This is a genomic window from Ideonella sp. A 288, from assembly GCF_002198735.1.
Classification (GTDB): domain Bacteria; phylum Pseudomonadota; class Gammaproteobacteria; order Burkholderiales; family Burkholderiaceae_C; genus Pseudaquabacterium.
The window spans coordinates 1-15232 of record NZ_MWLO01000052.1; the positions used below are offsets into that span (position 1 = coordinate 1).

At 72.9% G+C, this 15232-nt stretch carries 15 protein-coding genes; 5 read left to right on the forward strand and 10 right to left on the reverse strand.

The window, feature by feature from the left end; all coding sequences use genetic code 11:
• Positions 1–229: 229 nt before the first annotated feature.
• Together tgt and EOINJALH_RS02755 are read right to left on the reverse strand one after the other, a co-directional pair.
• Positions 230–1360 carry a tRNA guanosine(34) transglycosylase Tgt gene (tgt, locus tag EOINJALH_RS02750; RefSeq protein ID WP_088278782.1) on the reverse strand — a complete coding sequence of 377 codons (1131 nt, stop codon included), beginning with the start codon at positions 1358–1360 and terminating at the stop codon, positions 230–232.
• 54 nt (positions 1361–1414) lie between these two features.
• Positions 1415–1807, reverse strand: a complete 393-nt coding sequence (locus EOINJALH_RS02755; RefSeq protein WP_088278783.1) for a c-type cytochrome — start codon at positions 1805–1807, stop codon at positions 1415–1417.
• Positions 1808–1989: 182 nt separating this feature from the next.
• On the opposite strand from EOINJALH_RS02755, the gene EOINJALH_RS02760 reads away from it, so the two are divergent.
• Positions 1990–2979: an RDD family protein gene (locus EOINJALH_RS02760; RefSeq protein WP_088278784.1), complete on the forward strand. Its 990-nt coding sequence runs from the start codon at positions 1990–1992 to the stop codon at positions 2977–2979.
• A 40-nt stretch (positions 2980–3019) separates the two neighbouring features.
• On the opposite strand, the gene EOINJALH_RS02765 is transcribed toward EOINJALH_RS02760, so the two are convergent.
• The 7 genes from EOINJALH_RS02765 to EOINJALH_RS02795 form a co-directional block, all read right to left on the reverse strand.
• Positions 3020–3451, reverse strand: coding sequence for a hypothetical protein (locus EOINJALH_RS02765; RefSeq protein WP_088278785.1), 432 nt, complete (start codon positions 3449–3451; stop codon positions 3020–3022).
• A 96-nt stretch (positions 3452–3547) separates the two neighbouring features.
• Positions 3548–4624 carry a tRNA preQ1(34) S-adenosylmethionine ribosyltransferase-isomerase QueA gene (queA, locus tag EOINJALH_RS02770; RefSeq protein WP_088278786.1) on the reverse strand — a complete coding sequence of 359 codons (1077 nt, stop codon included), beginning with the start codon at positions 4622–4624 and terminating at the stop codon, positions 3548–3550.
• Between the two features lie 149 nt (positions 4625–4773).
• Positions 4774–5490: a hypothetical protein gene (locus tag EOINJALH_RS02775; RefSeq protein ID WP_234413635.1), complete on the reverse strand. Its 717-nt coding sequence runs from the start codon at positions 5488–5490 to the stop codon at positions 4774–4776.
• The gene (locus EOINJALH_RS02780; RefSeq protein WP_088278787.1) at positions 5490–5855 is read right to left on the reverse strand and encodes a hypothetical protein; all 366 of its coding nucleotides are present in this window, start codon (positions 5853–5855) and stop codon (positions 5490–5492) included. The genes EOINJALH_RS02775 and EOINJALH_RS02780 overlap by 1 nt, the downstream gene beginning before the upstream one ends.
• Before the next feature lie 154 nt (positions 5856–6009).
• Positions 6010–6591: a hypothetical protein gene (locus EOINJALH_RS02785; RefSeq protein WP_088278788.1), complete on the reverse strand. Its 582-nt coding sequence runs from the start codon at positions 6589–6591 to the stop codon at positions 6010–6012.
• Between the two features lie 58 nt (positions 6592–6649).
• A complete protein-coding gene (locus tag EOINJALH_RS02790; protein WP_088278789.1) occupies positions 6650–8155 on the reverse strand; it encodes a VWA domain-containing protein in 1506 nt (501 codons plus the stop codon).
• Between the two features lie 6 nt (positions 8156–8161).
• Complete coding sequence (locus tag EOINJALH_RS02795) at positions 8162–9616, reverse strand: AAA family ATPase (protein WP_088278796.1); 1455 nt, start codon at positions 9614–9616, stop codon at positions 8162–8164.
• 211 nt (positions 9617–9827) lie between these two features.
• On the opposite strand from EOINJALH_RS02795, the gene EOINJALH_RS02800 reads away from it, so the two are divergent.
• A complete protein-coding gene (locus EOINJALH_RS02800) occupies positions 9828–12545 on the forward strand; it encodes a PAS domain S-box protein (RefSeq protein ID WP_158219631.1) in 2718 nt (905 codons plus the stop codon).
• Positions 12545–12928 (forward strand): response regulator, encoded by a 384-nt coding sequence (locus EOINJALH_RS02805; protein WP_088278791.1) that lies wholly within the window; start codon positions 12545–12547, stop codon positions 12926–12928. The genes EOINJALH_RS02800 and EOINJALH_RS02805 overlap by 1 nt, the downstream gene beginning before the upstream one ends.
• A 19-nt stretch (positions 12929–12947) precedes the next feature.
• Here the strand turns inward: EOINJALH_RS02805 and EOINJALH_RS02810 are convergent, their stop codons facing one another.
• Positions 12948–13607 carry a glutathione S-transferase family protein gene (locus EOINJALH_RS02810; protein WP_088278792.1) on the reverse strand — a complete coding sequence of 220 codons (660 nt, stop codon included), beginning with the start codon at positions 13605–13607 and terminating at the stop codon, positions 12948–12950.
• Positions 13608–13734: 127 nt separating this feature from the next.
• Between EOINJALH_RS02810 and EOINJALH_RS02815 the strand changes: the two genes are divergently transcribed.
• Together EOINJALH_RS02815 and EOINJALH_RS02820 are read left to right on the forward strand one after the other, a co-directional pair.
• Complete coding sequence (locus EOINJALH_RS02815) at positions 13735–14448, forward strand: ABC transporter permease (protein WP_088278793.1); 714 nt, start codon at positions 13735–13737, stop codon at positions 14446–14448.
• Entirely contained in the window at positions 14445–15212 is a 768-nt protein-coding gene (locus tag EOINJALH_RS02820) for an ATP-binding cassette domain-containing protein (protein ID WP_088278794.1), read from the forward strand. The genes EOINJALH_RS02815 and EOINJALH_RS02820 overlap by 4 nt, the downstream gene beginning before the upstream one ends.
• Positions 15213–15232 lie beyond the last annotated feature (20 nt).

Genomic DNA, 15232 nt, shown 5'->3' on the forward strand with positions numbered 1-15232 from the left:
CGCCATGGGGCGTGTGGAGTCCGGTTCGGTGACGCGCTCGCGGCGCGATGGGTGGGTTCGGTGGTGCCTCAGAGGCTGAGAGGAAGGCGAGCGTGCCCGAGCGACACCCCCAGACGTGCCCGATCTAGGCGCAAAGCGCAGCCATAGCTCGGGCTATGGCGAGCATTTGCAACGACGAGCGGGTGCGTTTGGGGGTGGTGAGCGGGCATGATCGAAAACTCTCAGCCTCTCAGACGCCGCGTGCGCGGTCGGCCAGGAATTGGGTGCGCCAGGCCTGGAAGCGGCCTTGTTCGAGCGCGTCGCGCACTTCCTGCATCAGGTGCAGGTAGTAGTGCAGATTGTGGATCGTCGTGAGCATCGGGCCCAGCATCTCGCCGCAACGGTCGAGGTGGTGAAGGTAGGCCCGGCTCATGCCGGAGGTGCAGGTGTGGCAGCCACAGGTCTCGTCGATCGGCCGCGGGTCGGTCTTGTGGCGGGCGTTGCGGATGCGCAGGTCGCCGTAGCGGGTGAACAGGTGGCCGTTGCGCGCGTTGCGCGTGGGCATCACGCAGTCGAACATGTCGACGCCGCAGGCCACGCCCTCCACCAGGTCTTCGGGCGTGCCCACGCCCATCAGGTAGCGCGGCTTGTGCGCCGGAAGCCGGTGCGGCGTGTGGGCCATGATGCGGCGCATGTCTTCCTTGGGCTCGCCGACGCTGACGCCGCCGACGGCGTAGCCGGGCAGGTCCATCTCGACCAGCGCCTGCAGCGATTCGTCGCGCAGGCTTTCGAACATGCCGCCCTGCACGATGCCGAAGAGGGCGTTGCGGTTGCCCAGCCGGTCGAACTCGGCGCGGCAGCGCTGCGCCCAGCGCAGGCTCAGCTGCATCGACGCGCGCGCCTCGGCCTCGGTGGTGAGCTTGCCGCGGGTTTCGTACGGCGTGCACTCGTCGAACTGCATGACGATGTCGCTGTCCAGCACGGTCTGCACCTGCATGCTCACTTCGGGTGTCAGGAACAGCTTGTCGCCGTTCACGGGCGAAGCGAAGCGCACGCCCTCCTCGCTGATCTTGCGCATCTCGCCCAGGCTCCACACCTGGAAGCCGCCCGAGTCGGTGAGGATGGGCCGCTGCCAGCCCTCGAAGGCGTGCAGGCCCTTGAACGCGGCGATCACGTCCAGCCCCGGGCGCAGCCACAGGTGGAAGGTGTTGCCCAGGATGATCTGCGCGCCCATGTCGACCAGCGAGCGCGGCAGCACGCCCTTGACGGTGCCGTAGGTGCCCACGGGCATGAAGATCGGCGTCTCGACGACGCCGTGGTTCAAGGTGAGGCGGCCCCGGCGCGCATGCCCTTCGGTGGCCAGCAACTCGAATGTCAACATGGCGGGATTGTCGCAGCCCGCATGCAGGCGCCCGCCGGGCGGCGGGCGGCTTCTTCAGGACTTCTTGCCGGCGTCGAGCGCGAGGATCCAGTTGACCAGCTTCTTGGCGTCGGCTTCCTTGATCGCCACCGCGTTCGGCGGCATCGCCAGGCCCGAGACCTTGCCCTTCCAGTGGCTCTCGTAGGGGTTGGAGCCGGTCATCACCGTGTGGGTCAGCGCGGCCGCGGCGTTCTTCTGGCCCTTGTACTTGGCCGACACGTCGCGCCAGGCCGGGCCGATCGGGGCCAGGCCGTCCGGGCCCTTGGCGCCCGGGTCGATGTGGTGGCAGGTCATGCAGCCGCTGGTGGTGGCCAGCTTGAGCATGGCGTCGTCCTTTGCCGGTTCGGCGGCCAGGGCCGGCAGGCTGGCGGCCATCAGGGCGGCCAGGGCAATCGAATGGCGTGTCATCGTGGGTTCTCCTGTGCATCGCATGGCATCGATGGGGGGGATGGTGCAACGCAGCACCCGATGCGCTTTGACGACCCTCAAGTCGGCCGGCCATTTCGCCAGGCTGGAGCAGCGCTGCTGCGCAGGACGCCACGCCGTGTCGCTCCCTGGAGCAGCCGTCTCGGCTTCGCTACGATCGGCCGATGGCCATCGCCAAGATCGACCCGCGCCAGTGGGTCACCCCGGAGGACCTGGACGTCTCGCCCGACCTGCTGGGCCTGCCGCTGGCGCGGCCGTGGCGGCGCGCGGCGGCGATGGCCGTGGACCTGGCCGCCATCGGCGTGGTGGCCAGCCTGGGCAACGGCTGGTGGTTCGCGGCGCTGGTGGTGCTGGCGGGCGCGCAGGCCTGGGCCGAGCGCCGCGGCCGCAGCGCTCCGCGCTGGGCCTGGGCACTGGCCGCGCTGCTGGCGCTCGCCGGCCTGCAGCAGGGCTGGCGCAGTGGCTCGGGTGCCGACGGCGCGCGGGAGCTCGACGCCGACGTGACGTGGGAGGCGCCGGGCGTGGGGCTGATCGTGCGCCGCGGCGACGAGGCGGCCTCGAGCGCATCGGTCGCCTCCGTGGCTGGCGGCGGCGTGCCATCGCCGGCCGCGGTCGACGGTGCGGCGTCAGGGCCGGCCGTGGCCGCCAGTGCCGTGCCGGCGGGCCGGCCGGTCGACGCGGCGCAGGCCATTGCCGCGGCGGCCTCGGCCATGGTGGCCGAGGTGGCGACGGCCGCGCGCATCGCCGAACTGGAGGCCGAGCTGGCCGAGGCCCGCAAGCCGGCACCGCTGAAGTGGCGCGACCGGTGGCTGGGCTGGTGGGACGACCTGGCGCGCGGCTACGGCTGGTCGATCGCCTACTTCTCGCTGCTGCCGGCGCGCTGGCGCGGGCAGACGCTGGGCAAGCGATGGCTGGGCCTGCGGGTGGTCGAGCTCACCGGCAAGCCGATGACGGTGCTGCAGTGCCTGAAGCGCTACGGCGGCTACGCCGCGGGCATGGCCACCGGCGGGCTGGGCTTCCTGCAGGTGCTGTGGGATCCGAACCGCCAGGCGCTGCACGACAAGGCCGCCCACACGGTGGTCATCGACCTGCGGGTGGCGCAGCGGCTGTCGCCGGAGCACTGGGCCGCGTTGCGCGGCACCCCACCGCGCTGATCGCCCCTCGGCGCCCCTCGGCCCCGCGCGGCGGCCGCGGCTACTTCGGCGCCGCCAGCGCCGACACCACGACCTTCACCGATTCCTCCAGCTTGGACTTGGCCAGCGCCTTGCACTGGTCGCCGGTGAGGCCGGGCTGGGCGTCGAAGGTGGTGGCCATCTTGTCGGGCGCGAAGATGACGCGGCCGCGGGTCAATGGCACGAAGGCCGCGCGCGCGGTGACCACGCAGGTCTTGTTCTCGGTGAAGCCGCCCTCGACCTGGCTGAGGAAGCCCCAGCGGCTGGTCTTGTAGAGCTTGCCCAGGCGCAGCGTCAGCTTGTCGGGCAGGTTGTCCTTCCACACCGACAGGGCGGTGGCCTTGTCCATGACGGCGCTGGTGGAATGGTCCTCGACCAGGAAGACGGGCGCGGCCGCCTGCGACAGCGGGGCGGCGGCGGCGATCGTGACGGCGAGCATCAGCTTGACGTGCATGGTGTCCCTCTCTCGCGAGCTTGGGTGTGTCGGGCGGGCGCCAGTGTACGCAGATCGCGCTGGCGCGCGCGGGCACGTGCCGTCCGAAGGGGCGGCTCAGTCGCCGTGCGCCGGGGCGCCGGCAGGGCGCCGGTCGAGCAGCATCGCGTCGCCGTAGCTGAAGAAGCGGTAGCGTGCCTCGATGGCGTGGCGGTACAGCGCCATGGCGTGGGCGTACCCGGCGAAGGCCGACACCAGCATCAGCAGCGTGCTGCGCGGCAGGTGGAAATTGGTGATCAGCCGGTCGACCACGTGGAAGTCGAAGCCCGGGGTGATGAACAGGTCGGTCTCGCGCGCCCCGGCGCGCAGCGTGCCGCCCAGCGCGGCCGACTCCAGCGCGCGCAAGGTGGTGGTGCCGGCGGCGACCACGCGGTGGCCACGGGCGCGGGTGGCGGCGATGGCGGCCACGGTGTCCTCGGGCACCTCGAACCACTCGCTGTGCATGTGGTGCTCGGCCAGGTTCTCGCTGCGCACCGGCTGGAAGGTGCCGGCGCCCACGTGCAGCGTGACCCGCGCACGGCCCACGCCGCGCGCGGCCAGCGCCGCCAGCACGGCCTCGTCGAAGTGCAGCGACGCGGTCGGCGCGGCGATGGCGCCGGGCCGTGCCGCGAACACGGTCTGGTAGCGCGACACGTCGTCGGCGCCGTCGGCATGCGTGATGTAGGGCGGCAGCGGCACATGGCCGTGGGCCTCGAGCAGCGCCAGCGGGTCGGACGGGAAGCGCAGGTGGAACAGGGCGTCGTCGGGCCCGCCGCGGCCCAGCACCTCGGCCTCGAACGCGCCCTGCGCGAACTGGATCGTCGTGCCCGGCCGCGGCGACTTGCTGGCGCGCAGGTGGGCCATCACCTCGAAGCCGCCGGGCAGCACGCGCTCCACCAGCGCCTCCACCGCGCCACCGGTGGGCTTCTCGCCGAACAGGCGCGCCTTCAGCACGCGGGTGTCGTTGAACACCAGCAGGTCGCCGGGCGACAGCAGCCCGGGCAGGTCGCGGAAGCGGCGGTCCACCGGCAGCGTGCCGGTGCCGTCGAGCAGGCGCGAACCGCTGCGTTCGGCCGCCGGATGCTGGGCAACCAGTTCGGGCGGCAGCGCGAAATCGAAATCGGCGAGGGTGAAGGTCTTGGGGGCGGTGGGCATGGTGTGCAGGCTGGACCGGCCTGGACAGACTCAGCGGGCCGCGGATTGTTCCATGCGGCGGCCAAAGCCCTGCGGCCATGGCGGGTGGCGCGCGTGGTGCATGCACGCCGATCGCGGTCTGCGCGCGGCGCCTGCCCTGCCGCGCCGGCTCAGCGGCGCTGCAGGGCCCGGGCCGCCTCGACGATCGGCTTGGCCCAGTTCGGCGTGCGTTCGAGGTCTGCCAGCGCCAGAGGAAACTCGACGGCGCCCTGCCGCGCGTGCAGCACCCGCACCGGGTCAGGCACCGCGGTGCCGGGGGCGGCGTCTGCGCTGTTGTCGAACACGCGCAGTTCGTGCAGGCGCGGCATCAGGTCGATGAGGTTCAGCGGCGCGTTCACCCAGCGCTCGCGGATCCTGGCCTCGGGGATGTCGTGGCCGCCGGCGGCCACCCGGGCCGCCACGCGCGCCATGTGGTGCTCGGGCGACGACAGCCCGCAGAACCACATCAGCACGTCGTGCGTGCGCGAGGCCTCGGCGATCTTCTGCGCCATGGTCGAGCCGCCCAGGGTGGTTTCGAAGGCGTGGCTGTGGCCGGCGGCCTGGGCCTGGTCGATCAGGTCGACCCCATGCTGCCAGGCCTGCGCATTGGCGTCGGCCAGCGGCAGGCCGCAGTCGACGAGCAGGCGCGTGTAGGTGTCGGGGTTGAACCAGGTCAGGCCTGCCCGGCGCAGCATGACGCCACCGCCGACCGAGCTCTTGCCCGCGCCGTTGACGCCGGCCAGCACCAGCAGCACCGGCCGCCGACCGGTGGCGGGCGTCGGGGTGGCCGCCGTGCCGGGCCGTGGCGGTGGCGGCTTGCCGGCCCGGGGCGGCCGGGCGGCAGCCATCAGAAGCCGCGGCCGGCGATGACCTCACCGTTCAGCGCCGGGGGCGCGTCGAAGGCCGCGCGCAGCCGGTCGCCGGCATCGGCCTGCTTCAGCACCGCCAGTTCGGCATCGAAGGCCTGGCTCAGGCGCTCGAGTTTGCCCTGGTTGTCGCGCTGCGTGCGCTCGGCCAGTTCGGTGAGCACCCTGAACTCGCGCAGCGACAGGATCACGGCCTCGGGCTGGTCGTGGTTGGTCATCAGCAATTTGCCCGCGGCATCGACCGACCGCATGATGCCCCGCCAGCCCTCGCGCTTGACGTCCGACACGGGCTTGCGCGCCAGCTGGGCCAGGAGCGGTTCGGGGGCGGGCTGGGCGGCGGCGGTCATGGTCGGTTCCTGGGGGCTGAGGCGACAGTATGGGCCCTTTTTCCCTCATTTGGCCAAATTGGGCCCAATGGGGTCGTGTGCTGCCGCCACATCGTGCACGCCATGGCTCCTCGCAAGGACCGTCCATGCGGTTCGGCGTGGACGGGCGAAGGCGCTACTCGATCGTCAGGCGCTCGAACCAGCGCGCCCCGGGCGCGATGTCGTCGCGCAGGGCGGGCCGGTAGGGCGGCACGCCGGGCTGGGCGGGCGGCGCGCTGATGAGGTTCAGGTCGATGGCCTGCGGCGTGCCGACCAGGCCGCGCTCGCCGGCCTGCAGCTTGAAGTACATGCCGTTCCACAGCTTGGCGCCGAACTCGCCGGGCCGCTTGAACAGGAACAGCAGCGAATGCTCCAGCCAGACCAGGTCACCGGTGCCGACGGTGCCCGGCTGCGGATAGGGGTAGGGCACGTGGCACATCACCTCGTCGGGCGCCTCGACGCACTTGAACTCCTTCATCGACAGGAAGAAGTCCTTCAGCCGCCCATGGTCCAGCGCCAGCGTGAAGCCGGTGCGGCCGTCGGCGCGGGGCTGGAAGCTCACGCTGCCGATGGCCACCGACTGGCCGTCGCGGCCGTGCAGGCGCACGGTCTGCGTGCCGGTGGGTTCCCAGGCGGCCGAGGCCGGCGGGGCCAGCCCGGCCACCACGGTGGCCAGGGCCAGCAGGCTGGAACGCCGACGCGGGTGGGGGTGGGTCATCGGCGGATTCCTCGGCGGGTGGATGGGTCGCGGGCGCAGCGTACACCGGGCGCGGCGCTCAGCCCGGCCGATGCCGCGACGCGCGGCCCGAGATGGCATTCGGGAAGTACAGCGCCGTCAGGCTCTTGCTGTGCACCGGCGACACGGTCAGGCTGGCCGGCACCGGGCCGTCGACGTGGCGGCGCCAGTCGCGCACCCAGAAGATGTCGTCGGCCACGTCCATCAGGCCCATCGTCTCGCGGTCGCCCACCAGCACGCCCTGCACGCGCAGGCCCAGCCGTTCTCGCGCCTCGTCCAGCCGGTCCAGCGTGGCGGGGGTGCAGCCGAACTCTCCGTCGCTGACGATCACCAGGTCGGCGCTGGCCCAGCGGGCCTGGTGCACGCGCTCGATGGCGCGCTCGATCGGGCCTTGCACGTCGGTGCCGCCGTCGAAGCCCTGGCCCATCAGCGCCAGCAGGGCGGCGAGGCCGTCGCGGTGCAGGCCCAGTTCGCGCTCGATCACCTCGTCGGGGCCGCCGAAGGCGATGAGCAGGCAGCCGCGCTTCTCGTGGTGCGCGGTGCGCAGCGCCTGCAGCGCCACCGCCTTGGCGATGTTCTCGGGCGCGCCGCGCATCGAGCCCGAGGTGTCCAGGCACAGGATGATCGGCCCGCGCTCCAGCGCCTCGGGCCGGGGCGGTGCCAGCGCGTGGCGCGGCGGGCGCAGCGGGTCGGGGCGCAGGTCGAGCAGCACGGCCTCGCTGTCGTAGGTGAGCAGCCGCGCCTCGGCGCGCCGGGCGCGCCACAGCTTGTGCGCCACCGGGTGCACCAGCAGCGCGGCCTCGCTGCCGAGCATGCCGTCCAGGCGGTCGGACAGGCGGATGCCGCGCAGTTCGCCCGGGGCGTCGGGCAGGCGCGTCTCGACCACCTTGACACCCAGCACGCGCTGCGCGCTGGCGTCCAGCGGCTGCGGTGGCAGCGCCAGCGGCAGCGCACTGCGCTCGGCGCGGCCGAGCCTGCGGATCAGCTCGGCCAGCGCCGGCAGCCGCGCCAGGTGCTCGGCGATGCGCTTGGCCTCGTGGAACTCGCGGCTGCTCAACTGGCCGCGCAGCTCGTCCCAGCGCAGCGAGGCCAGGTCGCCCAGGCCCTGCAGCAGCACCAGCAGTTCTTCCCAGTCGCCCTTCTCCTGCTGCCACTCGCCGCGGAAGCCCTCGGCCGCCGCGGCGATGGCCTCGGCGCGGCCGAGCCGAGGCTGCAGGTCGATCAGGCGGTCGAGGTGCCACAGCAGCGTGCGCAGCAACTGCTCGACCATCGCCGGCGCGCCGCGGCACAGCGCGGCCAGGCCCAGCTCGCCGATCACGCCGCGCAGCGCGGCCAGCGCCTCGGCGTCGCCGAAGTCGGCCTCGGCCGGCGGCAGTTCGCCCAGGGCCAGCGTGTCGCGCCACAGCGGCAGGTGCTCCAGCCGCCGGGCGCTGTCGCCGACGGCGGTGATCAGCACCGGCAGCCACAGCGTGCGCGGCAGGTCGGCCAGGCGGTGGTAGGGCGCGTCGGCCGGGTTCGGCGCAGTGACCGCGGTGGACGCGCCCATCTTGCGTTACTCGCCGCCCAGCCGCACCGGCGGCGGCGTGCCGGTGGCCAGCGCGGCATCCACCGGCAGCGCGGCGAAGCCGGCCCGGCAGACCGCCAGGCGCGCCAGCAGGCCGTCGAGCACCGCCAGCGTGTGGCGGTGCGCGCCGCACCAGCGCGCGGCCAGCTCGGGCGGCAGCCAGACGCGGCCGGCCAGGCGCTGCGCCAGCGTGTCCAGCGCGGCCTGCACCGGTGCCCGGGCGGCCCGGGCGCGCGCGGCCACCTCGTCCACCTGGGCCGCGCGCGCGGCCACGTGCACGGGGCTGAAGCGGCGGCGCTGGCGGTCTTCCAGCGTCGACGAGACGAAGCGGGCCATGGCGTTGCTGCCCTCGCTGCCGCCCAGCGCGCGCGCCACGGCCAGCTTGCCGGCCTCGTTGGCACCGGTGGCGTCGCCGTCCTCGGCAGGCAGCTGCAGTTCGATCTCGAGCTGCTTCTCGAAGGCCTCGACGGCATGGGTGAGCCAGGGGGCGTCTTGCGGCAAGGCCTGCGCCACCTGCGCGGCCACCCAGTCGACGGCGCGCGGCGTGGCGTCGGCGTCGGGGCTGACGACGTAGGGCACCAGCCAGAGGTCGAGCGCGTCGACCTGCGCGCGGCCCTCGGTGTGCGCGGCGCAGCGCATCAACGCCACCAGTTGGCGCCAGCGCCGGTCGGACATCGGCCAACCCTGCTGCGCCACGAAGCCGCGCAGCGCGGCCAGCGCGGCCAGCGCGTCGTCGCCCAGGGCCACGCGCTCGCGGCCGGCCAGCACGGCGGCACGGTCGGCCGCAGTCAGCGGCGCGGGGGCGGCGGGTAGCGGCGCGTCGCCCAACTGCAGCAGCGCGGCGAAGCTGGCGTCGCCCACCGGGGCCACCGGCACGCGCAGCAGGAAGCGGTCGTGGAAGGCCAGCAGCGATTCGTCGGCCGGCGGCTCGTTGCTGGCGCCGACCACGCTGACCAGCGGCACCCGCAGCCGCTGCGCGCCGTTGTCGAACTCGCGCTCGTTGAGCAGCGTCAGCAGGGCATTGAGGATGGCCGAGTTGGCCTTGAACACCTCGTCGAGGAAGGCGATGCCGGCGGTGGGCAGGTAGCCGTCGATCAGGCGCTCGTAGCGGTCGTCCTCCAGCGCCTTCAGTGACAGCGGGCCGAACAGCTCCTCGGGCGTCGAGAAGCGCGTGAGCAGCCGCTCGAAGTAGCGCGCGCCGTCGAAGGCGCGGTGCAGGCGCCGCGCCAGCTCGCTCTTGGCGGTGCCGGGCGGGCCCAGCAGCAGCACGTGCTCGCCGGCCAGCGCGGCCAGCAGCACCAGGCGGGTGGCGGTGGCGCGTTCGAGCAGGCCGTCTTCCAGCGCGTGCAGGTGGGCCAGCAGGCGGGTCGGCAGGTGCTCGGGCAGCTCGGCGCGGGTGGCCTGCAGGGCGGGCGCGGCGGTGGAGGTGGGGTCGCTCGACATGGCGCCGATTGTGGCCATGGTTTGCTGACCCGGCGCGCCCGACGGGGCCGCACCGCCCACCGGCGGCCTTGACTGCGATCAATGGTGGCAGGAACATGGGACGACCCCTGACGGCTGCCCTTCGTCGATGCATGCAGCCCCGGGCCCAGGCACCTGGTGGGCTTGGCCGTGCCCCGGCGCGGCCGAGATTTGGACGGAAGAGGGGATCGACATGGACTGGCTGACCACATGGTTCGCGCGGGAGGGCTTCCTGCCGCACGGCACCTGCTTCACCTGGACGCCCACGCTGCTGTGGGCCATCGTGGGCGCGGACGCGGTGATCGCGATGGCCTACTTCTCGATCCCGCTCGCGCTGGGCCGCTTCGTGCAAAAGCGCCCCGACGTGCAGAACCGATGGATGGTGGGCCTGTTCGCCGCCTTCATCCTGGCCTGCGGCACGACGCACCTGATGGACATCTGGACGGTCTGGCAGCCCGACTACGGCGCGCTGGCGCTGTCCAAGCTGGCCACCGCCGCGGTGTCGCTGGCCACCGCGGTGTCGCTGTGGTGGCTGATCCCGCGGGCTTTGAAGATTCCGACCGTGGCGCAGTTGCAGGCGGCCGTGACCGCGCTGGAGGCCGAGGTGGGCCGGCGCCGCACGGCCGAGCAGCACCTGGCCGACATCGAGCAGAGCCTGGCGATCACGCTGGCCAGCATCGAGGCGGGGTTCATCGCCACCGACCGTGCCGGTCGGGTCACACACATGAACGCCGTCGCCGAGCGGGTGACCGGCTGGTCGCAGGCCGAAGCGATGGGGCAGAGCCTGTGGACCGTGTTCGCCCGCGACGACCGGCCGGCGGGTCTGGAGCAGGAGAACCCGATCGAGGTGATGCGTCGGCAGGGCGTGACCATCGAGCAACCGCACCACGTGACCGCGGTGGCCCGCGATGGCCGGCGCACGCCGGTGGAGGTGCGCGCCGCGCTGGCGCGGGCCGACGACGGCGCGGTGCGCGGCCTGGCGATGGTGTTCCGCGACATGACGCGATTGAACAACGCCGAGGCCGAACGGCACCGGCTCGCGGCGATCGTCGACTCGTCTTACGACGCCATCATCGGCAAGACGCTGGACGGCACCATCACCAGCTGGAACGCCGCCGCGCAGGCGCTGTTCGGGCACACGGCCGCGCAAGCGGTCGGCGCGTCGATCCAGATGCTCATCCCGCCCGAGCACGTGGCCGAGGAACGGCAGATCCTGGACGACCTGGCCCAGGGCCGGCAGGTGGCGCCCTTCGAGACCGTGCGCATGAGGCGCGACGGGCGACGCATCGACGTGTCGGTGACCGTGTCGCCGATCCGCGATGCCACAGGCCGCATCGTCGGCGCCTCGAAGATCGCGCGCGACATCACCCAGCAGCGGCAGGCCGCCGCGGCGCGACTGCGCGCCGAACGGCTGGAGGCCGAGAACCGGCAGATTCAGGCCGCCAACCGGCTGAAGAGCCAGTTCCTGGCCAACATGTCGCACGAACTGCGCACGCCGCTGAACGCGATCATCGGTTTCTCCGAGCTGCTGCATTCGGGGGCCGTGCCCGTCGACGACCCCAAGCACACGCACTTCCTGGGACACATCGGCACCAGCGGGCGGCACCTGCTGCAACTGATCAACGACGTGCTCGACCTGTCCAAGGTGGAGGCGGGCAAGTTCGACTTCCATCCCGAGCCGGTGAATCTGGCGCGACTGGTGACCGAGGTGCGCGACGTGCTGGTCACCTCGGCGATGCGCAAGCAGCTGCGCTGGACGACCGACATCGATGAGGCGCTGACCGACCTGGTGATCGACCCCGCGCGCTTCAAGCAGGTGCTCTACAACTACCTGTCCAACGCCATCAAGTTCACGCCCCAGGGCGGCCGCATCACGCTGCGCGCGCGGGGCCTGGGCCCCAGCGCCTTCCGGCTCGAGGTGCACGACACCGGTGTCGGCATCGCCGAGTCGGACCTGGCGCGGCTGTTCGTCGAGTTCCAGCAGCTCGATGCCGGGCACAGCAAGCAGCACCAGGGTACCGGGCTGGGCTTGGCGCTGACGCGTCGGCTGGTGCAGGCCCAGGGCGGGCGGGTGGGCGTGCGCAGCACGCCTGGGGTGGGCAGCGTCTTCTACCTCGACATGCCGCGGGTGACCGGCCCGTCGGCCGAGATCGCGCCGCGCTGGCTGGTCATCGAGGACGATTCCCCGCTGCAGGCCGAGGTGGTGCAGGGCTTGCAGGGCGCAGGGTTCGACGTCGATGTCGCCGCCAACGCCGAACAGGCCGTGCACCGCGCCGGCGGGCAGGCCTACGACGCCATCACGCTCGATCTGCAACTGCCCGACCAGCAGGGGCTGGGCGCGCTGGCCCGCATCCGACACAAAGGCCCGAGCCGTGAATCGCCGGTGCGGGCGCTGACCATGCCCACCGGCGCCAGCCGGGCCGCCACCTTCGCCATCGCCAACCTGCTGGGCAAGCCGTTGCGCACCGACGAGGTGGTGGCCTCGATGGCCCGGCTGCCCACGCCGGAGGGCCGGCGCCTGAAGGTGATGGTGATCGACGACGACCCGCTGGCGCTCGAACTGATGGAGGCGGCCCTGCGAGAGCTGCACATCGACGCCATCGGCCGGCTCGACGCGCGTGGCGCGCTGGCCGAACTGGAGCAGCAGCCGCCCGATGCGCTGATCCTCGACCTGATGATGCCGGGCTTCGACGGCTTTGCCACGCTGGACGCGTTGCGCCGGCTGCCGGCGGGGCAGGCCCTGCCGGTGTTCATCTGGACCAGCATGCTGCTCACCGACGACGAGGTGGCCACGCTGACCCGGTCGGCGCAGGCCATCCTGGGCAAGGGCGGGGGTGCACTGGCCCAGGTGCTCGAGCAACTGGGCCGCTGGCGCCCGCTGCCCGCGCCCGCCGATGCGGAGCCGCGGTGATGGCCGCGCCGCGCGTGCTGGTGGTGGACGACAACCGGCTCAACGCCGAGCTGGTGGATTTCGTGCTGACGGCCGATGGCCTGCAGGTGACCCATGCGCTCGATGCCGACCAGGCACTGGCGCGCCTCGCCGAGGGCGCGCCCGACCTGGTCCTGATGGACATCCAGCTGCCCGGCATGGACGGCCTGGCGCTGACGCGGCTGATCAAGGCCGACCCGGCCCTGCGCCACATCGCCGTGGTGGCCTTCACCGCCTACGCGATGAAGGGCGACGAGGCGGTGATGCGCCAGGCCGGCTGCGACGGCTACCTGTCCAAGCCGATCGACGTGGCCCGCTTCGCCAGCCAGGTGCGCGCGCTGCTGCCCCAGGCCGGGCCGGCCTGAGCGGCGCGGGCCGGCCGCTTCACACCCAGGGCGCGCTCAGGCCCTCGTCGGCCAACACCTGCAGCACCGCAGGCCGCGCCAGCATGCGCTGCAGGAAGGGGCCCAGGTGCGGCCGCAGGCGCGCCGGTGCCGAGGCCGGGCCCTCGAAGCCGCGCGTCCAGCGGCACAGCATGAAGGCATAGGCGTCGGCGGCGCTGTGGTGCTCGCCCAGCAGCCAGGGCTGGCCGTGGCTGGCGAACTGCGCGTCGAGCTGGTCGAGCAGGCCGCCGATGCGCCCCTGGGCCAGGCGGCGGACCTGCGCGGCCCCGTCGGCGTTGCCCTCGTCGACCAGGCGCTCGGGATAGAAGTAGTGCATCAGCGTGGCCTGCAGCGTGTTGGTCATCCACACCAGCCACTTGTAGAAGTGGGCCCGCTCCCGTGTGCCCAGCGCCGGCGCCAGCGCCGCACCCGGGTGGGTGTCGGCCAGGTGCAGGCAGATGGCGGCGGCCTCGTACAGCACCAGGTCGCCGTCGCGCAACACCGGGATCTGGCCGTTGGGGTTCAGCGCCAGGTAGGCCGGCCGCTTGTGCGCCTGCACCGCGCGGTCGACCAGCACCAGGGTGAAGGGGACGCCAATCTCGCGCAGCAGGATGTGCGGCGCCAGACTGGCGTTGCCGGGGTAGTGGTGCAGTTCGAGCATCGGGGCGTGTTCGGGCCGTGGGGGCGACCATCATGCCCGAGCCGCCACCGCGGCCGAATGCACCTATGCACGACGCTGCATATCGCCAGCGCGGGGCTGCGCGGCAAGAATCGCGGCCCGTCGCGCCATGAATGCCTTTTCAGATTCGCTGGGCCTGGCGGCCCGCCTCATCACCGAGGCCGACCCCGCCCTCTGGCGCGTGGTCGGTCTGTCGCTGCGCGTCAGCGCCACGGCCTGTGCCATCGGCGCGCTGGCCGGGCTGGCGCTGGGCGCCTGGCTGGCGGTGGCGCGGTTCCGGGGCCACGCGCTGGTGGTGGGCGTGCTCAACACGCTGCTGGCCTTGCCGTCGGTGGTGGTGGGGCTGATCGTCTACCTGCTGCTGTCGCGGTCGGGGCCGTTGGGTGCGCTGGGCATCCTGTTCACCCCCAAGGCCATGGTCATCGCGCAGAGCATCCTGGTGGTGCCGCTGATCGCCGCACTGGCGCGGCAGCTGGTGTCCGATGCGCTGCGCGAAGGCGGCGACGAACTGCAGGCCATGGGGGCGGGCCGCATGCTGTCGGCCCTGCTGCTGCTGGTGCACGAGCGCCTGGCGGTGCTGACGGTGCTGCTCACCGCCTTCGGCCGCGCGGTGGCCGAAGTGGGCGCGGTGATGATCGTCGGCGGCAACATCGATGGCGTGACCCGCGTGATGACCACCGCCATCGCCCTGGAAACCAGCAAGGGCGACCTGCCGCTGGCCCTGGCGCTGGGCCTGGTGCTGCTGGGCGTGGTGGCGCTGATCAACCTGGCCGTCGGCCTCACCCAGCGCAGGCCCGGCACGGTGGTGGGCGGCCTGGCATGAGGCACCCCATTCCCACGGCGGGCCGACCCAGGCACGAGTCGGACACCCCAGCGGCGGTGCTCATCCGGCTGGAATCGGCCGGCGTGCGCTTCGGCGAGGTGCAGGCGCTGGGCGACGTCACGCTGACGCTGCGGCGCGGCGACCGCCTGGCGCTGGTGGGCGCCAACGGCTCGGGCAAGACCACGCTGCTGCGCCTGCTCAACGGCCTGCTGCTGCCGGCCACCGGCCGGCGCGAGCCCCACCCGCGTCCCGATGGCCAGCCGCCGCGCTCGGCAATGCTGTTCCAGCGCCCCTTCCTGCTGCACCTGTCGGTGCGGCGCAACCTGCAACTCGCACTGTGGCTGGCCGGCGTGCCCGCGGACGAGCGTGGGCCGCGGCTGGACCAGGCGCTGCACCGCGTCGGCCTTCATGCGCTGGTCGACCGCCCGGCGCGCTCGCTCTCCGGTGGCCAGCAGCAGCGACTGGCGCTGGCGCGGGCCTGGGCCATCCGTCCCGACATCCTGTTCCTGGACGAGCCCACCGCCAGCCTCGACCCGTCGGCCAAGCGCGAGGTCGAGACCCTGATCGACGAGTTCGGCCGCGACGGCATGACGCTGGTGATGAGCACCCACAACCTGGGCCAGGTCAAGCGCCTGGCCACGCGCGTGGTGCTGCTCGACAGCGGCCGCGTGGTGGTGGACCTGCCCGCCGACGACTTTTTTCACCACGACGCGCTGCCGCCCGCGGCCGCGCAGTTCCTCAAAGGAGAACTGCCTTGGACCTGACCCCCACCCCTTCCGCACGG